Genomic DNA, 22,572 nt, shown 5'->3' with positions numbered 1-22,572 from the left:
TCGCTGAGCGGCGCGTGCATGGGCGTTCATTCGATCTCCGTATTGCGTACCCGCTTCGCCGGGTAGGTATCTCCAGTCGACTTTCAGGAAGGCCGTCCGCCGTCCGGCATCGGTCCGTTGCGTGGACATCCGAACGCGCACCGTGCTAGCGTGACGCGCCCGTCCGGGGCGGGGCAAGCCGCTACGCCCGACGACCTGAGAGACCGAAACCTTGAAAAACCACACCAAACGGGGCGTGTTTGCTCGCCTGGGCCGCCTGCTGGCCGTCGTCGCCTGCCTCTGGATCGTCGCGGCCGTTGCGCTCGTCGTGTACGGGATGCGGATGCCGAGCGCGCCGGCCGACGTCGCCGTGATCTTCGGCAACGCGCTCGACGAGGCCGGCGCGCCGAAGCCCGTGCTCGCCGCCCGGCTCGACGTGGGCGTGCGCTGCTACCGCACGGGGCAGTGCCCGGCGTTCCTCGTCAGCGGCGCGATCGACGGCCCGGGGCTGAACGAGGCGACCGCGATGCGCGACTATCTCGTCGCGCGCGGCGTGCCGGCCGACCGGATCGCGCTCGACGACCAGGGCGACAACACACTCGCGACCGCGCAGCACACGCTCGCCTATCTGCACGCGCATCGCGTGTCGCGCGTGGTGATCGTCAGCCAGTATTACCACCTCGCGCGGGCGCGCCTCGCGTTCGAGCGCGTCGGCATCGCGCCAGCGGACATCTCCGCCGCGTATCCGCGCCGTTTCCAGTTGCGCGACGTCTATTCGAGCTGGCGCGAAGTGCCGGCCTACGCGGTGTATGCGGTGCGGCTGTGGGTGAACCCCGATGCGCGGCCGGTTTCGTTCCGGCCGATGGTTTATCTGATGAGCCTGTTTTCGTAACGCGGGGCGGGGGCTTTCCGCGACGACCACGCCGCATCGCATCGCGTCGCTTTCCTCGCTGCGCGCGTCCCCCGTTCTGTCCTATCCTGTGCGAAACACGCGACGCGCCGCGCGTTGCGACCCGACACAGGAGCATCGATGCCGAATCACGCTGAAGCCACGACGACCCAGGCGCCGCAAGTCGCGCCTGTTGCCCAGACCCCGCCGTCGGGCCCCGCCTTCATCGCGCCCGAAGCCGATCCGCAGGCACTGGCGCGCAACAACCAGTACGTCCTGAAATCCGGCGACGCATTCGTGGTCAGCGACGCGCTCGGCGACATCGGCGGTCATGACGACGGCCTGTTCGTCGACGACATGCGCGTGCTGTCGAAGTGGCGCCTGACCTTCGGCGGTCGCGCGCCGTCGCTGCTGTCGGGCGCGACGAGCGCCGACAACGCGTCGTTCACCGCACACCTGACGAACCGTCCGCTGCCGCCGCTCGGCGGCCACGAAACGCCCGAGGGCGTGATCCACATCGAGCGGATGCGCGTGCTCGCGGGCGACGTGCTTTACGAAGCGCTGACGCTGACGAACTACGGCGCGAGCGAAGCCGAGGTGCCGTTGTCACTGTCGTTCGCGGCCGATTTCAAGGACATGTTCGAGGTGCGCGGCACGCAGCGCCCGAAGCGCGGCACCGTGGTGGCGCCGCGCGTCGACGCGGGCGCGGTGCGGCTGCGCTATGACGGCCTCGACGGCGTCGAGCGCAACGTGACCGTGCATTTCTCGCCGGCGCCCGATGCGCTGTCGGTCGATCGTGCCGACTACACGCTGACGATCGCCGCGCAGGCCTGCGTGTCGATCTACCTGACCGTCGACGCGACGCTCGGCCCCGCGCATGCGGAAGGGCCGGGATGCGGCCGCGTCGCGCTGCGCACCGCGCTCGTCGGCGTGCACCGCGAGATGCGCGCGCGGCGCGAATCGATGGCGCGCGTGAACACCGGCAATCCGCTGTTCGACGCGTGGCTCGACCGCTCGCTCGCGGATCTCGGGCTGCTCACGACGCAGCTCGACACGGGGCCGTACCCGTATGCGGGCATTCCGTGGTTCTCGACGCCGTTCGGCCGCGACGCGGTGATCACGTCGCTGCAGATGCTGTGGCTGCAGCCGTCGCTCGCGCGCGGTGTGCTGCGCTTCCTGGCCGAGCACCAGGCGCGCGAGACTTCCGCATTCCGCGACGCGGAGCCCGGCAAGATCATGCACGAGTTCCGCCGCAGCGAGATGGCCGCGACCGGCGAGGTGCCGTTCGCGTTGTACTACGGCGGGGTCGATACGACGCCGCTGTTCATCGTGCTCGCGGGTGCCTACGTCGAACGCACCGGCGACGATGCGCTGATCGACGAGCTGTGGCCCGCGCTCGAGCGTGCCGCGCAATGGGTGATCGACAAGTGCGACCGCAATCCTTACGGACTGCTCGATTACCAGCGCACGTCGGAGCGCGGCCTCGCGAACCAGGGCTGGAAGGACAGCCACGATTCGGTGTTCCACGCGGACGGCCGCTTCCCGGACGGGCCGATCGCGCTGGTCGAAGTGCAGGCGTATGCGTGCGCGGCGCTCGATGCGATGTCGATGTGCTCGCATCGGCGCGGCCACGCGGCCGATGCCACACGCTACGCGTTGCGCGCGAAGACGCTGCGTGAGCAGGTCGACGCGCTGTTCTGGATGCCGGAAGGCGATTTCTACGGCATCGCGCTCGACGGTCATGGCGACCTGTGCCGCGTGTTCGCGTCGAACGCGGGCCACCTGCTCGCGTTCGGGCTGCCCGACGCCGAACGCGGCGCGGCGGTCGCCGGCGTGCTCGGCTCGGCGCTGTTCCAGACAGGGTGGGGCATCCGCACGCTCGCGGCCGGCCAGCCGCGCTTCAACCCGATGGCGTATCACAACGGCTCGGTGTGGCCGCACGACAATGCGCTGATCGCGCGCGGGCTGGCGCGCTATGGCGACAAGACCGCCGCGGTGAACCTGCTGCGCGCACTGTTCGAGGCGGCGGTGAGCTTCGAGATGCGCCTGCCCGAACTGTTCTGCGGGTTCCCGCGCCGGCGCGGCGAGCCGCCGACCGCGTATCCGGTGGCCTGCCTGCCGCAGGCGTGGGCGGCCGGTGCGCCGTTCATGATGCTGCAGGCCTGCCTCGGCGTGAGCATCGACGCATCGCGCCATGAGGTGCGCGTCGAGCGCCCGACGCTGCCGGAAGGCGTCGACTGGCTGCGGATCGACGCGTTGCGCGTCGGTGACGAAACCGTGTCGCTCACGTTCCGCCGTGTCGACGGCCAGGTCGTCGCGGCGGCGGAGCAGCCGGGCCGCGTGAAGGTGGTCGCGGTGCTGTAGCGCGGCGCTGCGCGAACGTTGCGCGATGTCGCGCCACGTTCGCGCGCAGCGGCATAGAATCGTGACATGACCCTTGAACGATGGCGGAGGTAGACGATGACGACCGACAACCGGCCCGACGACAGCGAGCACAAGCTCGAGAATCTGGAAGCGGCGGTCGACCACCTGCACAAGTCGATCGAATCGCAGAGCATCGCGGTCGGCGCGGCGAAGGGCATCCTGTTCAGCCTGATCGAAACGCTCGGCGCGCTGATCGGCGATCCCGACCTGCCCGAGCATGCGCGCTCGGGTTACGAGGCGCTGCGCGACAAGGCGAGCGAATTACGCGGCGGGCTCGACCGGCATTGATGCCCGGATGGCTCCGGCCCCGGCGCCTGCCGCACGGCTGCGCCGGGGCTGCCCGATTCTTTAGATGAAGCACAAAACCCCGTGCGCTCAATGAGTTAGGTGGCTGGTGCGCAGGATATCCACAAGCTTGCCAACACAATCTGTGGAGAACCGTGCGGCCCCCGCGCCGGGTGCCGCGCGGGCCGTGCGAAAGCGCCGGCGCTGCCACTGGGTTGACCTCGCAAGGTCCGTATATCGAATCCCCTTTTGTATCAGGATGTTACGCGCCGCATGTGAGGGATATCCACAGGCTTGCCAACATATTCTGTGGATAACTTGCAATCGATTGCGTCGCGACAGTTGAGGATCGGGCCACTCAGGGCCCGCTCGCGAAGCCCGTGAACAGCGACTGCCCGATGTCTGCGTCGGCGCGCTAATTCGTGCGCGATCAAGGGCTTAGGTTCCAGGTACCCAGGATATCCACATCCTTGCCAACACTTTCTGTGGACAAGCCGGGCCGTGTCATTCGGCCTGCGCCGTCGCGGCGGCCTCGGCCACGATCCAGTCGCGAAAGAGCGTCATTGCCGGCGTGAGCGGTTTCGACTTCAGCGAAGTGAGCCAGTAACCGCCGGCGCGCACGTCGATGTCGAGCGGCCGTACGAGCAGGCCGAGCTGCAGTTCGCGCGCGAACATGCACGCCGGCGCGAGCGCGACGCCCGCGCCTTGCATCGCGGCCTCGACCATCAGCCGCGACGAATCGAACACGGGCCCGTTGACCGCCCATGGCGCAAGCTGCGCGGCGTCGAACCAGCCATGCCATTCGTCGGTGCGATACGAGCGCAGCAGCGTTTCGTTCGCGAGATCGGCCGGCTGCGCGAGGCGCCGCGCGATGTCCGGCGCGCACAGCGCGGTGAGCGGCGCGTCGAGCAGGCGCTCGTTGCGCGTGGCCGGCCAGTTGCCTTCCCCGAAGCGGATCGCGAAGTCGAGGCCCTCGGCGGCCAGGTCGACGACGTTGTTGTTGGTCCGCATCCGCAGCTCGACGAACGGATGCGTATCGCCGAACTGCTTCAAGCGCGGCATTAGCCAGCCTAGGGCAAAGGTGCCGACGACGCCGAGCGTCAGCACCTCGTGGAAGCGCCCGCCGTCGAACTGCTTGAGCACGGTCTCGATGCGGCTGAACGCGTCGCTGAGCACCGGCAGCAGCGCGCGCCCCTCGTCGGTGAGCCCGAGGCCGCGCGGCAGCCGCGTGAACAGCGTGCAGCCGAGCCGCTCCTCCAGCGAGCGCACCTGCTGGCTGACCGCGGCCTGGGTCACGCTCAGCTCGAGGCCGGCGCGCGTGAAGTTCAGATGGCGCGCCGACGATTCGAACGCGCGCAGCGCATTGAGCGGAAGATGAGGGCGGAGCTTGGTCATAAGAATTTCTTTTGTCAGCGCTCAATTATCGTTGCTTGTCAGGCAACCGTAAAGTCCCGATAGTGCTGACTCGCCGGCCGGGCGCGTTCAACCCCCTTTCGCTCACATTCCACCACGAGACAACCGACATGACCTACTCATCGAAACGTCGAACCCTGTTGCTGGCCGCGGCGACGGCGCCGCTTGCGTTGACCGTTGCCGCATGCGCGTCGCGGCAGGCCACGGCGTCGGACGACGCAACGGCCGCGGCGGCGGCTGCGGCGGCGGCCGTGACGCCCGCTGCCGCCGGGCAGACGCTGGTCGAGCTCGAACGCAGCGCGGGCGGCCGCCTCGGCGTATGCGCGATCGACATCGCGACCGGCCGGCGCGCGGAACATCGTGCGGACGAGCGCTTCCCGTTCTGCAGCACGTTCAAGGCGATGCTGAGTGCGGCGGTGCTGGCGCAGAGCGTCGATCGGCCGGCGTTGCTGCAACAGCGCGTGACGTACACGAAGGCCGACCTCGTCAACTATTCGCCGGTGTCGGGGAAGCATGTCGACGACGGCATGACCGTCGCCGCGCTGTGCGAGGCTGCGATCCAGTACAGCGACAACTCGGCCGCGAACCTGCTGATGAAGCTGCTCGGCGGCCCGTCGGCGGTGACGGCCTACGCGCGCACGATCGGCGACGACACGTTCCGGCTCGATCGATGGGAGACCGAACTGAATACCGCGCTGCCGGGCGACCTGCGCGACACGACGACGCCGGCCGCGATGGCCGCGAGCATGCGTGTGCTGATGGTCGGCGACGCGTTGCCGGCCGCTCAGCGTGCGCAGCTCGTCGCGTGGATGCGCGGCAACAAGGTCGGCGACAAGCGGATCCGTGCGGGCGTACCGGCGGGGTGGACGGTCGGCGACAAGACGGGTACCGGCGACTACGGGACGACCAACGACGCGGGTGTCGTGTGGACGCCGTCGGGTGCGCCGATCGCGCTGGCCGTGTACTACACGCAGGCGCGTGCCGATGCGCGCGCGAAGGACGACGTGATCGCGTCGGCCGCACGCATCGTGGTCCGGGCATTCGGTTGAAGAGGGCGGCACGACGTGCGTGACGCGATCCGCGTGCATGCCGTGCCGCAGCCGTGACCTGCGCGATCAAACGTTGTGCGATCAACGACTTAGGTCACGCATGCTCAGGATATCCACATGCTTGCCAACAAAAAGTGTGGACAAGCCCGCGCGCGGCCGCATCCGGCGTGGCGCGGGCCGCCGTGCCGCATTTGAGGCGGCGTGGACAAAGTCTTTCGGATCAAGCGCTTGGCCCTGGTATGCGCAGGCTATCCACACGCTTGCCAACACAATCTGTGGACAAGCCGGGTCGCTCGCGCGGAAGGCGCTCGGTCATGTGGCGAATGGGCGTGTGGGCAGCACTTTCCCGGCCGCGTGCCGCATTTGAGGCGGCGCGGACAAAGTCTTACGGATCAAGTGCTTGATTGCGGTATGCGCAGGCTATCCACATGCTTGCCAACACAATCTGTGGACAAGCCTGGCAGCCGCGGCCGCGACGATCAGGGCTGCCGATCGTCGACGGTGGGCCAGCGCGCGAACGCGAACACCCACAACATGATGAAGTTAAGGACCGGGACGAACATCGTCAGGATCCACCAGCCCGAATGCCCGGTGCGCCGCACGATGCGGACGTACGGATAGATGACGACGGCGACCAGCACGAGTGAGACGACCAGCTGCCACGCGGTGAAGTGTTCCATGGTCTTCCTCGGAGTGAGGTGTCGTGGTGCGGCGCCGGCGGAGCGGCCGGCCCGTTGTGCCGTCGCGCGACGCGGGCGATGCGCGTCTGCGTGCGGCTCGCGTGATCTTGACGCGGGGCAGGCGCGGGCGTCAAGGCGACGGTGAGGCGCTGCTGTTGCGCGGGATCTTGCGCTTGCGCGCAGGCTCGGGCCGTAGGGTGCCGCAACCGTGACGCCACGCATGAACCGTAGCCCGATCAACGGGTTAGCGCAGGCGTGCGCAGGATATCCACAAGCTTGCCAACAAAATCTGTGGGTAAGTGGCGCCGCGCATGGCGGGGGCGTGTGAACCGACTGCGGCGTGCATCGTCGTGGCGTCGTGACGCGAAGTGCGGCGAAGCGGTGTATGCGCTGGCCATCACCGGGGCCTCGTCTGCATCACGCGTGCCAAAGTCCGTCGGATCAAGGGCTTAGCGTTGCGGTGCGCAGGATATCCACAAGCTTGCCAACATTTTCTGTGGAGAAGTCGGGGCGTGCCATCGGGGTGCCAGGCACGGGAGGATGCCACAGGCTGCCCCGACGCGCGCGTGCGCTCACGCCGTGCAGATACCGGCCACGCCGACTTTCCGGAACAGGTGCGGACTGGCCACGGCGGACGACGGATAGGTGGAGAGTTTCGAGGCGAACTCGGGATGCTTGAACGCCGCGCGAAACGCCGCCGTCGATTCCCAGATCGCGTAGTTCAGGTAGGTCGGGCTATCGCCGAGCGCGCGATGGAGCTGGGTCGAGATGAATCCCGGCTGTCGCTTCATGAATTCCGCATCGTCCTGCCATACCGCGAGAAACGCCGTTTCGTCCTCGGGGGCCAGGGTGAACACGTTGACAAGGACGACCGGCTCCGCGTCGACGCCAATCTGTTGCTGGATCGGAAACGCCGGATCCATCGGCTTGAATTGCAGCATGGAAACTCCCGTGGGTAAGGGGGCGATCACGCCGGCGCATCGGCACCGTGAGCGCTGGACATCGCCGACAACACACGAATGGCCGCGTCCAGGTCGGCCGAACTGAAGTTGCCCGCGATCTCGCGGACATGCTGTTGCCACTGCCCGATCACGGCCTGGTACGCCGCCTCGCCGCGGGGCGTCAGCGCATACAACGGGGAGCGCTTGTGCGCCGGATTGGGCAGCGCGTCGACCAGCCCGTCGCCGGTCAGCACGTTGATCTGCTTGAGCACCGCCTGCCGCGTGATGCCCATCGCGTCGGCGATCTGCGGGATGCTCGGGGCCTCCGCCGCCATCGCAATGGCGCCCAGCACCTGCCAGCGCGCGCTGGTCAGGCCGTGCGGCTCGGAAAAGGTATTGCCCCATTCGATCAGCAGGCCGTTCAGCCGGAATACAGACAGCGCGACGGCGGTCAATTTCGCGGATTTCGTCATGGTCGAAGCGGGTCGTCGAGTATCGAACGATGACCATTCTGCCAAATTGACAACTAGTTGTCAATATTCGCCGTATGCCTGCCGGGGGCGCCCGCCGCCGGCATTGCCGCCCCGCCGGCGGCGCGTGCACAATGCCGGTCCGGGGACGACCGGGCACCGTCCTGCCCGGATTTTTGAGGTGACGGAAGAACATGAAGAAAGTCTGCATCGTCGGCGCGTCGGGCAAGCTCGGGCGCTACATGGTTCGGCATGCGCTGGAGCGCGGCTACGAAGTTGTCGCCGTGTGTCGTGCGGCAAGCGTGGCGAAGCTCGCCAGTTTCGGGGATCGCATCACGATCGTGCCCGGCGCGACCGACGATCGCCGGGTGATCGAGCAGGCCGTGGCCGGCTGCGACGGCGTGCTGACCGTGCTCGTGCCGTGGGGCATGCAGCGCTACGCATCCGGAACCGCGCAAGCCGTGCTGGATTTCGCACCGGCGCACGCGCGGCTCGTGTTCTCGTGCGGCTGGCACATCACGCGGGATGGCAAGGATGTCTATCCGATGTCGATCCGCGCGGCGGTGGCGATCGGCGGCTGGCTGCTGCGGCTGTTCCGGGTCGGCGAGATCGACGATCAGGTGGAGGCCTGCCGGCGCGTGTTCGCAAGCGACGCGCGCTGGACCGTGGTTCGAGGCAGCAATCTGGAGGAAGGGGAGAGCGACGGGTTGCCGGTGTGGAGCGAGCACGTCGGCGACGCGATCCTCGCGAGCAACCGCACGCGCCGGATCGACTTTGCGCTGTTCATGGTCGCGGCGCTGACCGACGATACGCTGATCCGCCGCGCGCCGGCGATCTGCGGGCGCCGTACGCGCTCTGCGTTGGCGGCCCGCGCGACGGTCGAATAGGCGATGTCGGAGCCGCGCGTGCCGCCGGGTCGTTAGGCATGGCATGGCGTGACCGTTGCAGCGCGCCGCGGCGACGATGGCGGGCCACCCGTCGGGCGGGTCGTGCAGGGCCCGTGTGCCCGTCGGACTGCCTCGAACGTGTGCGCATCCGGCGCGCGCCGGGCCGGGAAATGCATCCGCCTGGCGCGGCAACGCGCATTGCCGGTGCACGACCGACAAGTCTTTTCCCATCAACGACTTGGTGTTGCAGGCCGCAGGTTGTCCACAAGCTTGCCAACAGAATCTGTGGACAAGCCGTGCGATGCGTGCGCTACGCCGGTGCGGGAAAGCGCACCGTCACGGTCAGCCCGCGCCCGCCGTGCGTCGTGCCGAGCGCGACCGTCGCGCGATGCTGTTCGGCGATCCGCTTGACGATCGACAGCCCGAGCCCGCTGCCCGACGACGTGGCGGCCTGCGCGCCCTCGCCGCGATAGAAGCGCTCCCACACGTCGTTGCGCTCGGCTTCCGGGATCCCGGGGCCGTCGTCGGCGACTTCGAGCACGGGCGTCGTGCCGTCGATCCGCGCGGATACATCGACGCGCGCACCGTCGCCCGCATAGCGGATCGCGTTGTCGACGAGGTTGTTCAGCAGCACGCGCAACGTGTCCGCATTGCCCGACGTCATCACCGGCGTCGACACGATCGCGCCGAGATCGATCCGGTGCGCGTCGGCGACGCGGGTGCGATCCGATACGACCGACCGGCACAGCGCGGCGAGATCGACGGGGGCCGACGCGGAGGCGGCCGCCTGCGCGTCGGGCTCGAGGCGCGCGAGCGTCAGCAACTGCTCGGCAAGGTGGCCGAGGCGCGTCGTGCCCGCCTGGATCTGCGCGAGGATGTGCTCGCGTTCCTCGGCGGTCGCCGCGCGCCGCAGCAGCTGCGACTGGATCGACAGCCCCATGATTGGCGTGCGCAACTCGTGCGCGGCATCGGCGATGAAGTGACGCTGCAGCGTGAACGAGCGGTCGAGGCGCGCGAGCAGATCGTTGATCGCTTCGGCGAGCGGTCGGACTTCGTTCGGCATCGAGCCGACGTCGACCGGCTCCAGATTGTTCGCATTCCTGCGTTTCAGGCCGGATGCGATCGTGCGCAGCGGCCGCAACCCCGCGCCGATACCGAACCACAGGCCGATCGCGAGCAGCGGCAGCATCGAGAACACCGGCCACAGCAGGTGCACGGCGATGCCCGCGATCGCTTCCCATCGGGCATGGCGTGCCTGCGCGAGCCGGATCGTCGTGCCGCCGCGCTCGGTCACATAGGTGCGCCACGGCTGGCCGTCGACGTCGACGCTCGCGATGCCTTTCTGCTCGGGCGGCGGCAGTTTCGAATCGCGGTCGGTCGAATACACGAGCGCGCCGTTGCGCCAGACCTGCAGCAGCACCGCGTCGGGGTCGCTCGCTTCGAAGCCGTGCTTGCCGTTGGCGTGGTTGCTGAACGACAGCTCGCCGTTCGGGCCGACGACGATCTGCTTCGACATGCTGCGCATCTGGTCGTCGAGCAGGTCGTCGAGTTCGCGCAGCGCGCCCCAGTAGGTGCCCGCGCTCGCGACGAGGCCGATCACGCAGGCGGCCGGCATCAGCCACGTCAGCAGGCGCCGCCGCAGCGACGTGTTGCGCCAGCGCGAGATCGCCCGTTGGATGCGCGTCATGCGCCGTCACCGATCCGGTAGCCGACGCCGCGCACCGTGCGGATCATGTCGTGGCCGAGCTTCTTGCGCAGGTTGTGGATATGCACCTGCACGGCGTTGCTCTCGATTTCCTCGCCCCAGCTGTACAGCCGTTCCTCGAACTGCTCGCGGGAGATCACCGCGCCCGGGTCGCGCATCAGCTCGTGCAGCAGCACGAACTCCTTCGGCGACAGCGGCACTTCGTCGTCGTTGAGCCAGACGAGGTGCTTGACGGGGTCGAGCCGCAGCGGGCCGATCACGAGCGTCGTCTGCGCGCGGCCCGCGTGGCGGCGGCTCACGGCGCGGATGCGGGCGAGCAGCTCGTCGAGCTCGAACGGCTTGACGAGATAGTCGTCGGCGCCGCTGTCGAGGCCCGCGATGCGGTCGGGCACGCCGTCGCGCGCGGTGATGATGATCGCGGGGAGGGTTTCGTCGCGGCGGCGCAGCGCGGCGAGCACCGACAGGCCGTCGCGGTTCGGCAACCCGAGATCGAGCAGCAGCAGGCCGTAGCCGGTCGCGCGCAGCGCGAGCGACGCGGCGTCGCCGTCCTTCACCCAGTCGACCGCGAAGCCTTCCTGTTTGAGGCCTTGTTCGAGCCCGCTGCCGATCAGCGGATCATCCTCGACGAGCAATACGCGCATGAATTCGTGTCTCTTCAACGGGGCGCCGTGGCACCCGGGGTTCCCATGATAAGCGCCCGTGTCTTAGGCGCAGCTTAAACGTGGGCGGCGCACGGCGGGCGCTCCCATGCGTCCGATGCGGCACCGCGTCGCTTCCGGGCGACCTTCAGGTTTGCTTAATCTTACGGTCCGTAATCTGGCGCCGTCGCGTTCAACGGGGCGCGGCGTCACATCGAAGAAGAGGACCACGATCATGAAACACCTGGCCAGAATCCTGACGGTTGCGCTCGCCACGCTGCCTGCCGCCGTCTACGCGCAATACACGGGGCCGTCCACGCTGACCACGACCACCGTGAAGGAACTGCTTGCGAACGGCAAGGACGACCAGCACGTGCAGCTGCAGGGCCGCATCGTCAAGCACGTCGGCGGCGAGGATTACGAATTCGCCGATGCGACCGGCACGATCCGCGTCGAGATCGACCACAAGCTGTGGGCGGCCGGCCAGCCCGTCAGCGACAAGAACGAAGTGAAGGTGACCGGCGAATTCGAGCGCAAATGGTCGGGCAGAGTGAAGGTCGACGCCGATCACGTCGAAGTGCTGCGCTGACCGGTGCGCGCGGGGCCGGTGATACCATGGACGACCGGTTCCCGTTCCCACCAAGATGGCCGCCAATTTCGACGAACTCGCGTCCCGGATCCGGGCGCAATTTTCCGAGCTGAGCCCGCAATTCCAGGCGGGCGCTGCCTTCCTGCTCGATCATCCCGACGAAGTCGCCACCTCGTCGATGCGCAAGGTCGCCCAGCGCGCGCAGGTGCAGCCCGCCTCGCTCGTGCGGCTCGCGCAGCAATTCGGTTTCCCCGGCTGGAACGAGCTGCGCGACCTGTGCGTGGCACGCGTGCGCACGCGCCCCGAGCCGCTCACGCAGCGGGCGCGCTCGCTCGTGCGGCCCGATGCGCAGGCGTCGCTCGCGCACGACCTGCTCGCCGCGCAACAACACAATCTGTCGGCCACCGCCGCGCAGAACGAGCACGCGCTCGCCGATGCCGCGAAGCTGATCCGCAAGGCGTCGCACGTGCACGTCGCGGGGTTTCGTTCGTGTTATCCGGTCGCGTTCGGCTTCGTGTACGGCTACCGGCTGTTCCGTCCGACCGTGTCGCTGCTCAATGGCGTCGCCGGTTCGCTCGAGATGGAGCTGCGCACGATCGCGAAGCAGAGCGTGACCGTCGTCGTCAGCTTCGCGCCGTATTCGCAGGAAGCGACGCGCGTCGCGCAGGCCGCGAAGGCACAGGGCAGCCGGATCGTCGCGATCACCGACAGCGCGGTGTCGCCGATCGCCCTGCACGCGGATGCGCAACTGATCTTCACGCACGACAGCCCGTCGTTCTTCCCGTCGCTGGTGGCCGCGCATGCGATGGCCGAAGCGTTGGTCGCGCAGTTGCTGGCGCTCGAAGGCAGCGATGCAATCGCCGCGCTCGAGCGCACGGAAGCGGAACTGCACGCGAAGGGCGCGTACGTCGTCTGACGCGGTGCGTGCGGCGTCGCCCCTTCCTCATTCAGGATTCAAGCGGATTCAACCGATGACGTTCACATACGAGGTGACGGATACGGGCGACGCGAACGTGCGCAAGCAGATCGTCGCGCCGCTCATCCGGTTCAACGAAAGCCAGGCGGGCCCGATCGACGCGCGTCCGCTGGCCGTGGTCGTGACCGATGGCGACGGCGCGGTGGTGGGTGGCTTGTGGGGCAGCACGGCGTATGGCTGGCTGCATGTCGACCTGCTCGTGGTGCCCGAGGCCGCGCGCGGCCAGGGCGCGGGCACGCGCATCATGGATCTGGCCGAGGCGGAGGCCGTCGCGCGCGGCTGCCACAGCGCGTGGCTCGACACGTTCGACTTCCAGGCACGGCCGTTCTACGAGAAACGCGGCTATGTCCGCTTCGGCGAGCTGCCGGATTATCCGGTCGGACACGCGCGCATTTTCCTGACGAAGAAGCTCGCGGGTTGAGTGCCGCCGCCGCGTGGCGCGGCGCGGTTGACGTCGCCGCCGGCCGTCGCCTAGGATACCGGGCAGCGATGCAGGTCGCTTCCGGGTCCGCGGAAAGGGTTGAACCCACCTGTCGCAGCGAATTCAGCTTTCCCCCTGTCCTTTGTGCTGGCGGTATTGCGGACCTTCGGCCATTCACTGCACGAGGATTCGCATGAAAAAGCTGCCTCCCAAGGCCAATCCCGATCATCTGAAAAAGCAGGTCAAGGCATTGTTGCGCCTGTACCGGCAAGGCGACGCCGATGCCGTCGCGCGCTTTGTCCGGTTTCTTCCCGCCGCCGCGAACCGCACGCACGACGAAGCGCTCGCGCTCGGGCTGCGGCTGCATGACGCGCAATCCTGCATTGCGCGCGAGTACGGTTTTGCGTCATGGGCCGATCTCGGCGCGTTCGTCGACATGCACGCGCTGGCGGGGCAACAGCGCGCGCAGCTCGTCCGCCGCTGGCTCGACCTGGCGTACGGCGGCGACGTGACCGGCGGCTTCGACGCGCCCCGGCCGCGCGTCGCCGCGCAATTGTTGCTCGACCATCACGAGCTCGTCGCGGACGATCCGACCATTGCCTGCGCGGCCGGCGACCTCGACGCCGTGAAGGCGGCGCTGGCCGCCGATCCCGGCTGGATCGCGCGCGCCGGCGGCGCGTTGAAGCTGCCGCCGCTGGTCGCCGTCACGCATTCGCGGCTCGGGCAGCTTCCCGGGTTCGCCGCCAGGCTGCGCGCCTGCGCGCGTCTTCTGCTCGATGCCGGCGCCGATCCGAACCAGCGGATCGGCAACCGCTTTCCGCCTGCGTCGCTCGCCGAGCCCGACGACGCGGGGCCGCTGTCGGCGCTGTACGGCGCGGCGGGCGTCAATCGCGATCCGGTGCTCACCGCGATGCTGCTGGAGGCCGGCGCCGACCCGAACGACGGCGAATCGCTGTATCACTCGGTGGAGAATCCGGCCTGCACGCGCGTGCTGCTCGAACACGGCGCGCGGGTGAGCGGGACGAATGCGTTGCGGCGCGCGTTCGACATGCGCGATGCGGATGCACTCGAATTGCTGCTCGCGCATGGCGGCGACCCGAACGAGCCGCCGGGCCCGGGGCTCGCGCAGACCTGGGGCGCACCGTTGTTGCGGGCGATCGGCGTGCGCTGCTCGGCGCGCCACGTTGCCGCGCTGCTGGCGGCCGGCGCCGATCCCCGCGCGCAAACGCCCGCAGGTATCAGTGCGTACCGGCTGGCGATGCAGACCGGGCTGTCCGACGTCGCGGCCTTGTTGCGTGCGGCCGGCGCGGAGGAGGCGCTCGACGCGGCGGACGCGTTCGTGGCGGCCTGCGCGCGTGCCGACGCCGACGATGCGCGGCGCATCCAGGCGCGGTATCCCGAACTGCCCGGCGCGCTACCCGCTGAACGGCTGCGGTTGCTGCCGGACGCCGCCGCGTGGGGATCGGGCGACGCGGTGAAGGTGATGGTCGAACTGGGCTGGCCGATCGCCGCGCGCGGCGGCGACTGGGACGCGAGCGCGCTGAATCACGCGGTGTTCCGCGGCGACGCGGACTTGCTGGCGTTCCTGCTCGCGCACGGCGCGAACTGGCGCGACCTCCACGGGTTCGGGAGCGACGCGCTCGGCACGTTGTCGTGGGCATCCGTCAACGAACCGGAGCAGGTCGGCGCGGCCGACTGGGAGGCCTGCGCGCGGGTGCTGCTCGCGCACGGCGTGCCGCACGCCACGCGGGATCCGTCGAATCCGGACGACGTGCTGATCGACGGCCGCGCGATGCGCTTCTCCGAGGCCGTCACCGACGTGTTGCTCGGCATCGACGGCGGGCCGCCCGCAACGACTTGAACGACGGTGGGCCGGCGACGGGCAGGTGGCGGCGCCGGCCCGCGCGTGGCCGGCTGCGGGCGTACGGCCGGCGCGCCGGGTTTTCCCGGTCGCGCGACGACATTTCGGCGAACGCTGAAACGTCGCGTGCACGACCGGCGTAAGCTCGGTCGTCAACTTCCTTCCGGAGTCCGCGATGACCCGTTCCGACCTGCAAGCCCGCCAAGCCGAAGCCTTCCGCGCCCTGCATGCGCGCTCAGGCGCGTTCATCATCCCGAACCCGTGGGACGCGGGCACCGCGCGCCTGCTCGCGATGGCCGGCTTCGAGGCGCTCGCGACCACGAGTGCCGGCTACGCGTTTTCGAAAGGGCAGCCCGACAACGCGATCGACCGCGACGCGATGCTCGATCACATCGCCGAGATCGTCTCCGCGGGCGGCTTGCCCGTCAGCGCCGATCTGGAGAACGGCTTCGGCGACGCGCCCGACACGGTGGCCGAAACGATCCGGCTCGCGGCCGAGGCCGGCGCGGTGGGCGGCTCGATCGAGGACGCGACGGGCCGCGCCGACGCGCCGATCTACGCACGCGAGGCGGCGATCGAGCGTATCGCGGCGGCCGTCGACGCGGCACGCGCGCTGCCGTTTCCGTTCACGCTGACCGCGCGCTGCGAAAACTACCTGCATGGCCGCCCCGACCTCGCCGACACGATCGCGCGGCTCGTCGCCTATCGCGACGCGGGCGCCGACGTGCTGTACGCGCCGGGCATCACCGAGGCGGACGACATCGCGGCGGTGACGCGGGCGGTCGGTGCGCCCGTGAACGTCGTGATGGGGCTGCAGGGCGGCTTGCTGAGCCTCGACGCGCTGGCGGCGCTCGGCGTGAAGCGCGTGAGCGTCGGCGGCGCGCTGGCGCGGGCCGCGCTCGGCGCCTTTCTGCGCGCGGCGAAGGAGATGGTGCAGGACGGCACGTTTACGTTTACGCAAGCGGCCGTACCCGGGCGCGATATCAACCGCTGGTTTGCGTCACCCGATAATTCGCCGGTTTTGTTCGGGAAATGAGCGTAGATAAATCGTGGGATCGTTTCCAATTGAAGGCTGCTTGACAATAATCAACCGATTTCGCGTCTGAAATAAACGTCGGTGACGATGCAAAATACATCGTCTATTCTCCGCATTCCCGCCCGTTCGGCTGGCGCCGGCGCACAAACCGCGCCGGACCGGGCGATCGGGCGCTCGCCATGCGCGTCGATGCCGCGCATTGTTGCATTTCCTTGGTCAGTATGTTTTCGAACGCGGGAGTTGCCGGCTGATTATTTGATTGATAATCTGCGGCACGTTCGAAAGGACAGTGGGTGGTCCGCCGAGAATATCGATATATAAAAATGCTGAGAGAGCGATGACGAACCGAGAAAATCAACGCGTCAGGTTTCGCGTCGGCGATGTCGTGACGCTGAAGACGGGCGGGCCGCGCATGACCGTCACCTATGCCGGGCCGGTCGTATTCGACGACGGCGACTGGCTGATCTGCCAGTGGTTCGACGAAAACGGCGAATTCCGCCAGGAAATGTTCCCTCACGACACGATGGTGGCCGAACCGCGCGCGATTTCGGCCGGGCGCGTCCGCATGCGGATGCAGTCGCATCGCTACCGGTCGGCTGCCTGACGATCCGCTGTCGTCGCGATGCCGCCACGCCGGCTACCCGTGCCGCGACATTTCACGTCAGCCCGAAACATGCGGCCGTGCACGGCCTCGATACTGTCTGCATGAACCCGACCGATCCCATCGCAGCGGTCACGCACCGCGATCCCTATCCCTACTATGCGGCGCTCGTCGACGGGCCGCCGCTCGCGTTCGACGCCACGCTCGGCCTGTGGGTCGCGAGCCGCGCGGCCGCCGTCACGGCCGTGCTCGGCCATCCGGCCTGCCGGGTTCGCCCGCTGGACGCCCCCATACCGCCCGCATTGCGCGGCACGACGGCCGGCGCGCTGTTCGGCGAGCTGGTGCGCATGAACGATGGCGCGTTGCGGCACGACGTGCCGAAGCAGGCGCTGCGCACGGCGTGCGCGCCGATCGACCCGGCGGCGCTGCGCGACCGTGCCGCGCGGATTGCCGCACGGCGCTTGCCGGCGCCGGGCGATGCCGGTGCGCTGAACGCGTGGTGCATGACGGTGCCCGTTTGCGCGGTTGCCGATCTGCTCGGCTTCGACGAGACGCAGCTCGACGGTATCGCGGCGCAGGTCGTGGATTTCGTCGCCGCGCTGTCGCCGTTGTCGGATGCCGCGGCACTGGCCCGCGCGAGCGATGCTGCGCGAGCGCTGCTCGACCGGATGACGGCGCGCGTCGCGCAGACGCAGGCGCACGACGGCACGCTCGTCGCCGCCGTGCAGCAGGCGGCCCGCGCATCGGGCTGGCACGCGAGCGGCGCGCTGGTCGCGAATCTCGTCGGGCTACTGTCGCAGACCTGCGAGGCGACGGCCGCATGGCTCGGCAATACGCTGGTGGCGTGGAACGGGGAAGCGGGGGCGAGCGCCGCGCACGTCACGCCGGACGATGCCGCGCTCGACGCATTCGTTGCCGAAGTCGGGCGCTTCGATTCACCGGTGCAGAACACGCGCCGCTTCGTCGCAGCGCGCACGACGATCGAAGGCGTGACCGTCGAGGCGGGCGACGCGATTCTCGTCGTGCTCGCCGCTGCGAACCGCGACCCGGCCGTGCATCACGATCCGCAACGGTTCACCCCTGGCCGCGCGGCCGGGCCGAATTTCGGCTTCGGCACGGGGCCGCATGGGTGCCCGGGCGAGCGGATCGCGCGGGCGGTGACGGCGGGGGCGTTCGGGGCGTGGCTGCGTGCGGGCGGCGTACCGCTACACGATGGCCTCGCGTGGGACTACCGCGCGTCGACCAACGTCAGGATGCCGAAGTTCGACGCGGTAAGCTGAAGGGGAAAGAGGGACTTAACGGCAGCCTTGCTTCTCCGCCCATTGCTCCTGGGCGGCCACGCGGCGTTGCACGCGTTCGACGAGACCGGTCGAGAAGGTCCGCATGCTGATGCCGCGGCGCTTCGCGAGGATCGTCTGCGCGACATCGGTGCGCGGGTTCGGCTGGCAGGCCCAGTACAGCGTCATCAGCCAGCCGATGCCGGTCCACCCGAACAGCGCGTTGAACATCGCGACCGTCAGCTTGTCGTGCCGGCCCCGCCGGTCGGCCACGACCGCCGGCAGAAAATAGATCGCGATCGCGGCCACCGAACCGGCCACTTGAATCAGGACTGCGTTCTGCATGTTGCTGCTCCATCCGAACTGCAATGGAACCGAGTATCGCGCTTTTTCCGTTTGCGTGCAGGCCGTGGCCAAGCAATTGATTGTTGCGTTTTTAATGACGATCAGCCGGCTTTGGCTTCCGCCGGCTGCACTTCGTTGCTCAACGCGAAACCTTCGTCGAGCCAGCCCGTCACGCCGCCGATCATCAGCTTGACCGGCCGGCCGAGGCGCGCGAGCTCGATCGCCGCGCGCGCGGCGCCGTTGCAGTGCGGGCCCGCGCAGTAGACGACGAACAGCGTGCCGGCCGGATAGCCGGCGAGCTTGCTCTCGATGATCTTGCGGCGCGGCAGGTTGCGCGCGCCAGGCACGTGGCCGGCGGCGAACTGATCGGGGCCGCGCACGTCGAGCAGCACGAAATCGGGCGTGCCCGACGCGAGCGCGTCGTGCACGTCCCAGCAATCGGTCTCGAAGCGCAGCGATGCCTCGAAATGCGCGAGGGCGGCGGGGCTGTCGGCGGCGGGGACGTCGGTGACGTAGGACATGGCAGGTTCTCCTGAAGAGTGCGTGGAACGCGGTGGAATGAGGGGCAGTATCGCGGTTCGGCGCGTTTCGCGGCAGTGGCGCGATTGACAAGTTCCGGTAACATCGCGCCATGCACAATCATCTCGTCGTCGCGCTCGCCTACGATCGCCTCTGCACGTTCGAATTCGGCTGCGTGGTCGAACTGTTCGCCCTCGAACGCCCCGAGCTCGGGGTCGACTGGTATCGCTTCGCGGTCTGCGCGAGCGAGCCGGGGCCCGTGCGCGCGGCGGGCGGCATCACGGTCGCCGCGCCCTATCGGCTCGCGACGCTCGATCGCGCCGACACCATCGTGATTCCCGGCTGGCGCGATCCGGACGAACGGCCGCCGGAGCCGCTGCTGAAGAAACTGCGGGCCGCGCATCGCCGCGGCGCGCGGCTTTGCTCGATCTGTTCGGGCGTGTTCGTGCTGGCCGCGGCCGGCGTGCTCGACGGCCTCACGGTGACGACCCACTGGCGTTATGCGGAGAAACTGCAGGCACGTTATCCGGCGCTGCGCGTGAATCCCGATGCGCTGTACGTCGACGAAGGGCAGGTGATCACCTCGGCCGGATCGGCGGCGGGGCTCGACATGCTGCTGCATCTCGTGCGCCGCGATCATGGCGGCGCGATCGCGAACCGGGTCGCGCAGCGTCTCGTGCTGCCGCCGCACCGCGACGGCGGGCAGGCGCAGTTCGTGCCGCGCCCGGTCGCGCCGGGCGGCACCGACCGGCTCGCGAAGCTGATCGACTGGATGCGCGCGCATGCGGCCGAGCCGCATACGCTTGCGTCGCTCGCCGCGCAGGCCGCGATGAGCACGCGCACGCTGCAGCGTCAGTTCGCGGATGCAACGGGGATGTCGCCGCTCGCGTGGCTGATCCGCGAACGCGTGAACGTCGCGAAGGACATGCTCGAAGCGCATCCGGCGCTGTCGCTCGCGCAGGTCGCGGCGCGCGCGGGGTTCGGTTCCGAGGAATCGCTGCGCCGGCATTTCCGGCGCGTCGCGGCGACGAGCCCGGCCGCGTACCGGCGCGGGATGAGTCGCGGCGAAAGCGCACGAGACGCCTGAGCGCGGTACCGATTCCTGTCGACGTTTTCGTCCGATGGAACCGCCGTGGCGCAAGGTCGCGCGTCACCGCGAGAGGCCGGCCGCCTGAAAAGCCGACCCCGGCTGCAAGTGGCGACGCGCGCCGCCGGGCGGCGGCACGGCGTCGCGTTGCATTGCGTACTCAGCGCGTGCGGGTATCGCGCGCCTTCTGCTTGATACACGCGATGCGATACACGCCATCCTCGACCTCGACACCGTGCGTGTCGTGCGTGAAGCCGGGGAAGCGCAGGTCGTATTGCTCGAGCGCCTTCAGGTAGCCGAGCAGCGGGCCGTCGGCCGGCCCCGCGTTCTCGCCGGGCATCAGCAGCGGAATGCCGGGCGGATAGGGCACGACACCAGTCGCGACCGTGCGGCCTTCCATCTCCGCGAGCTCCAGCATCTCGATGTCGTTGTGCACCAGATGCTCGAACGCCTCGGCCGGGCTGTAGTCGGGCGTCGGCAGCGTCGAGAAGCCGCGCGACATCATCTCGGTCGTCTTCAGGTCGCTCATCGCGCTGAACATCAGGTCGCACAGGTCGCGCAGGCCGAGCTTGCCGTAGCGTTCCGGATAACGCGCAACGAGTTCGGGCAGCGCCTGTTCGAGCGGCGCGTTCGCGTCGTAGTCGCGCTTGAAGTCGAGCAGCGTGTTGACGAGCGTGCCCCACTTGCCCTTCGTCACGCCGAGCGAGAACAGGAACAGGATCGTGAAGTCGGTCGTCTTCTCGACGACGATCCCGTGCCGGTCGAGATACGCGGTGACGACCGACGCCGGAATGCCGACCGGCATCAGCCCGCCGTGCGCCGCGACACCCGGCGTGACGATCGACACCTTGATCGGGTCGAGCATGCAGTAGTCGTCCTCGATATCGCCGAAGCCGTGCCACGTGTCGCCCGGATGCAGCACCCAGCACGACGGATCGGTGGCGAGCAACGTCTCGTCCGCTTCGTGGAAGCGCACGCGCCGGCCCGTCTTGCGATCGACGACGCTATCGGGCTGCCAGCCGTTGAAGAACCAGTCGTTGTTCTCCGCGCATTCCGTATGCAGGCGCGCCAGCATCTGGCGGAACGCGACGGCCTCGCGAATCGCGTCGGTGGTCAGCGCCTCGCCGCCGGGGCCGTCCATCATCGCGGCGCTCACGTCGTTCGACGCGATGATCGCGTAGTTCGGCGACGTCGACGCATGCATCATGTACGCCTCGTTGAAGCGCGCATGCTCGATCGGGTTGCGGCCGTCGCGAACATGAATGAACGATGCCTGCGACAGCGCGGCGAGCAGCTTGTGCGTCGATTGCGTCGCGAACACGGTCGGCTTGCTCGCGTCGTGTTGCGACGGATCGCCGTGCATCGCGTGACGGTCGCGGTAGATCGGGTTGAAGCGCGCGTAGCCGTACCATGCCTCGTCGAAGTGCAATCGGTCGACGCTCTGGCCGAGCAGGGCCTCGACGCGCGCGACGTTGTAGCAGAGGCCGTCGTACGTCGAGTTCGTGATCAGCGCATGCACGGGCGTCGGGTCGATGCCGTCGCGGCCCCGCACGAGCGGGTTCGCGTCGATCGCGAGGCGCACGGCGGCGGCCGTCAGCCGCTCGGGCATGATCGGCCCGATGATCCCGTAGTGGTTGCGCGACGGAATCAGGTAGGTTGGAATCGCGCCCGACATCGTCATCGCGTGCTCGGCCGACTTGTGGCAGTTGCGGTCGCACAGCGCGACCTGGTTGCGCGTGACGCTCGCCATCAGGATCACGCGGTTCGACATCGACGAGCCGTTCGTCACGTGATACGTGCGATGCGCGCCGAACACGCGCGCCGCATAGCGTTCGCTTTCGCCGATCGGGCCCGAGTGATCGAGCAGCGAGCCGAGTTCGCCGACCGAGATCGACAGGTCGGAGCGGAACAGCGATTCGCCGAAGAATTCGAAGTACGCACGGCCGACCGGCGATTTGAGGAACGCGGTGCCTCCCGTATGGCCGGGCGTGTGCCACGAGTATTCGTACACGTGCGAGAACTGCGCGAGCGCGCGGAACATCGGCGGCAGCACGGTTTCGCGGTAGCGCTCGATCGCGGCGACGATGCGGCCGCCGATGAACGCGGTGGTGTCCTCCAGCATCCAGATGAAGTCGTCGGCCTTGCGCATCGCGTCGACCGGAATCGCGGATGCGCTCGCGCGGCTCGCGAGCAGGAACACGGGCACGGTCGCGTTGCGGGCGCGCATCGCGTCGAGCACGGCCCGCGCGGGCGCATGGTCGGCGTCGTTGCCGAGTTCCCAGTTGAGCAGCAGGCACTGGATCGCCGGATCGGCGGCGACCACCGCGCACGCATCGTCGGCGGACGTCGCGATCACGACGTCGACGAGCCGCGCGCGCAGCTCCTCGGCAAGCGCCGTCGCGGCGCGCCCGGTGGCCGTGCGTTCATCGATGTCGTGCTGCACGAGCAGCGCCTTCATGCCGAGGCGGCGGAAGGCCGGTTGGGTCAAGGAAGCAGTCAT

The 22,572-nt window shown here is 68.7% G+C and carries 23 protein-coding genes; 13 read left to right on the top strand and 10 right to left on the bottom strand.

Annotated features, from left to right (window positions below):
- Positions 1-211 precede the first annotated feature (211 nt).
- From CFB41_RS27655 to CFB41_RS27645, 3 genes are all read left to right on the top strand, one after another.
- Positions 212-871, top strand: a complete 660-nt coding sequence (locus CFB41_RS27655) for a YdcF family protein (protein ID WP_089458652.1) — start codon at positions 212-214, stop codon at positions 869-871.
- 138 nt (positions 872-1,009) lie between these two features.
- Positions 1,010-3,232, top strand: coding sequence for an amylo-alpha-1,6-glucosidase (locus CFB41_RS27650; protein WP_089458651.1), 2,223 nt, complete (start codon positions 1,010-1,012; stop codon positions 3,230-3,232).
- A 96-nt stretch (positions 3,233-3,328) separates the two neighbouring features.
- Positions 3,329-3,580 carry a hypothetical protein gene (locus tag CFB41_RS27645; protein ID WP_011354368.1) on the top strand — a complete coding sequence of 84 codons (252 nt, stop codon included), beginning with the start codon at positions 3,329-3,331 and terminating at the stop codon, positions 3,578-3,580.
- Positions 3,581-4,081: 501 nt separating this feature from the next.
- On the opposite strand, the gene penR is transcribed toward CFB41_RS27645, so the two are convergent.
- Positions 4,082-4,972: a beta-lactamase transcriptional regulator PenR gene (penR, locus tag CFB41_RS27640; protein WP_089433036.1), complete on the bottom strand. Its 891-nt coding sequence runs from the start codon at positions 4,970-4,972 to the stop codon at positions 4,082-4,084.
- A 128-nt stretch (positions 4,973-5,100) separates the two neighbouring features.
- Between penR and blaPEN-bcc the strand changes: the two genes are divergently transcribed.
- Positions 5,101-6,039, top strand: a complete 939-nt coding sequence (gene blaPEN-bcc, locus CFB41_RS27635; protein WP_089458650.1) for a PEN family class A beta-lactamase, Bcc-type — start codon at positions 5,101-5,103, stop codon at positions 6,037-6,039.
- A 479-nt stretch (positions 6,040-6,518) separates the two neighbouring features.
- Here blaPEN-bcc and CFB41_RS27625 read toward each other — a convergent pair whose 3' ends face one another.
- The 3 genes from CFB41_RS27625 to CFB41_RS27615 form a co-directional block, all read right to left on the bottom strand.
- Positions 6,519-6,719 (bottom strand): membrane protein, encoded by a 201-nt coding sequence (locus CFB41_RS27625; protein WP_046548390.1) that lies wholly within the window; start codon positions 6,717-6,719, stop codon positions 6,519-6,521.
- Between the two features lie 572 nt (positions 6,720-7,291).
- Positions 7,292-7,660: an antibiotic biosynthesis monooxygenase gene (locus CFB41_RS27620; protein WP_039366539.1), complete on the bottom strand. Its 369-nt coding sequence runs from the start codon at positions 7,658-7,660 to the stop codon at positions 7,292-7,294.
- Positions 7,661-7,686: 26 nt separating this feature from the next.
- On the bottom strand, positions 7,687-8,133 hold the full coding sequence (locus CFB41_RS27615) for a MarR family winged helix-turn-helix transcriptional regulator (protein WP_089458648.1): 447 nt from the start codon (positions 8,131-8,133) through the stop codon (positions 7,687-7,689).
- 191 nt (positions 8,134-8,324) lie between these two features.
- Here CFB41_RS27615 and CFB41_RS27610 point away from each other — a divergent pair, with 191 nt between their 5' ends.
- Entirely contained in the window at positions 8,325-9,017 is a 693-nt protein-coding gene (locus CFB41_RS27610; RefSeq protein ID WP_089458647.1) for an NAD(P)-dependent oxidoreductase, read from the top strand.
- Positions 9,018-9,327: 310 nt separating this feature from the next.
- Here CFB41_RS27610 and CFB41_RS27605 read toward each other — a convergent pair whose 3' ends face one another.
- The gene (locus CFB41_RS27605) at positions 9,328-10,704 is read right to left on the bottom strand and encodes an ATP-binding protein (protein WP_089458646.1); all 1,377 of its coding nucleotides are present in this window, start codon (positions 10,702-10,704) and stop codon (positions 9,328-9,330) included.
- Complete coding sequence (locus CFB41_RS27600; RefSeq protein WP_089441911.1) at positions 10,701-11,363, bottom strand: response regulator; 663 nt, start codon at positions 11,361-11,363, stop codon at positions 10,701-10,703. Before CFB41_RS27600 ends, CFB41_RS27605 begins: the two co-directional genes overlap by 4 nt.
- A gap of 232 nt (positions 11,364-11,595) precedes the next feature.
- Here CFB41_RS27600 and CFB41_RS27595 point away from each other — a divergent pair, with 232 nt between their 5' ends.
- The 5 genes from CFB41_RS27595 (at position 11,596) to CFB41_RS27575 (ending at position 16,243) form a co-directional block, all read left to right on the top strand.
- Positions 11,596-11,949 carry a YgiW/YdeI family stress tolerance OB fold protein gene (locus CFB41_RS27595; RefSeq protein WP_089458645.1) on the top strand — a complete coding sequence of 118 codons (354 nt, stop codon included), beginning with the start codon at positions 11,596-11,598 and terminating at the stop codon, positions 11,947-11,949.
- Between the two features lie 55 nt (positions 11,950-12,004).
- A complete protein-coding gene (locus CFB41_RS27590) occupies positions 12,005-12,865 on the top strand; it encodes a MurR/RpiR family transcriptional regulator (protein WP_089426983.1) in 861 nt (286 codons plus the stop codon).
- Positions 12,866-12,920: 55 nt separating this feature from the next.
- On the top strand, positions 12,921-13,346 hold the full coding sequence (locus tag CFB41_RS27585; RefSeq protein WP_089441913.1) for an N-acetyltransferase: 426 nt from the start codon (positions 12,921-12,923) through the stop codon (positions 13,344-13,346).
- A 193-nt stretch (positions 13,347-13,539) separates the two neighbouring features.
- The gene (locus CFB41_RS27580; protein ID WP_089458644.1) at positions 13,540-15,207 is read left to right on the top strand and encodes an ankyrin repeat domain-containing protein; all 1,668 of its coding nucleotides are present in this window, start codon (positions 13,540-13,542) and stop codon (positions 15,205-15,207) included.
- Positions 15,208-15,382: 175 nt separating this feature from the next.
- Complete coding sequence (locus CFB41_RS27575; RefSeq protein ID WP_089458643.1) at positions 15,383-16,243, top strand: isocitrate lyase/phosphoenolpyruvate mutase family protein; 861 nt, start codon at positions 15,383-15,385, stop codon at positions 16,241-16,243.
- Positions 16,244-16,293: 50 nt separating this feature from the next.
- Here CFB41_RS27575 and CFB41_RS38325 read toward each other — a convergent pair whose 3' ends face one another.
- On the bottom strand, positions 16,294-16,443 hold the full coding sequence (locus CFB41_RS38325) for a hypothetical protein (protein ID WP_179250178.1): 150 nt from the start codon (positions 16,441-16,443) through the stop codon (positions 16,294-16,296).
- Between the two features lie 137 nt (positions 16,444-16,580).
- On the opposite strand from CFB41_RS38325, the gene CFB41_RS27570 reads away from it, so the two are divergent.
- Complete coding sequence (locus CFB41_RS27570) at positions 16,581-16,847, top strand: YodC family protein (protein ID WP_089441916.1); 267 nt, start codon at positions 16,581-16,583, stop codon at positions 16,845-16,847.
- Between the two features lie 101 nt (positions 16,848-16,948).
- A complete protein-coding gene (locus CFB41_RS27565) occupies positions 16,949-18,124 on the top strand; it encodes a cytochrome P450 (protein ID WP_089459011.1) in 1,176 nt (391 codons plus the stop codon).
- Between the two features lie 15 nt (positions 18,125-18,139).
- On the opposite strand, the gene CFB41_RS27560 is transcribed toward CFB41_RS27565, so the two are convergent.
- Both CFB41_RS27560 and CFB41_RS27555 read right to left on the bottom strand, forming a co-directional pair.
- Positions 18,140-18,466, bottom strand: a complete 327-nt coding sequence (locus CFB41_RS27560; protein ID WP_059728940.1) for a superinfection immunity protein — start codon at positions 18,464-18,466, stop codon at positions 18,140-18,142.
- A 101-nt stretch (positions 18,467-18,567) separates the two neighbouring features.
- Positions 18,568-18,987, bottom strand: coding sequence for a rhodanese-like domain-containing protein (locus CFB41_RS27555; protein ID WP_089458642.1), 420 nt, complete (start codon positions 18,985-18,987; stop codon positions 18,568-18,570).
- 110 nt (positions 18,988-19,097) lie between these two features.
- On the opposite strand from CFB41_RS27555, the gene ftrA reads away from it, so the two are divergent.
- Entirely contained in the window at positions 19,098-20,072 is a 975-nt protein-coding gene (ftrA, locus tag CFB41_RS27550; protein WP_039360717.1) for a transcriptional regulator FtrA, read from the top strand.
- A 160-nt stretch (positions 20,073-20,232) separates the two neighbouring features.
- Here the strand turns inward: ftrA and CFB41_RS27545 are convergent, their stop codons facing one another.
- Complete coding sequence (locus CFB41_RS27545) at positions 20,233-22,572, bottom strand: Orn/Lys/Arg decarboxylase N-terminal domain-containing protein (RefSeq protein ID WP_089458641.1); 2,340 nt, start codon at positions 22,570-22,572, stop codon at positions 20,233-20,235.

The organism is Burkholderia sp. AU33803 (assembly GCF_002223095.1).
In the GTDB taxonomy this organism is placed as follows: domain Bacteria; phylum Pseudomonadota; class Gammaproteobacteria; order Burkholderiales; family Burkholderiaceae; genus Burkholderia.
The sequence above is the reverse complement of the archived record's forward strand: the minus strand, read 5'-3'. Positions and strand labels throughout refer to the sequence as shown.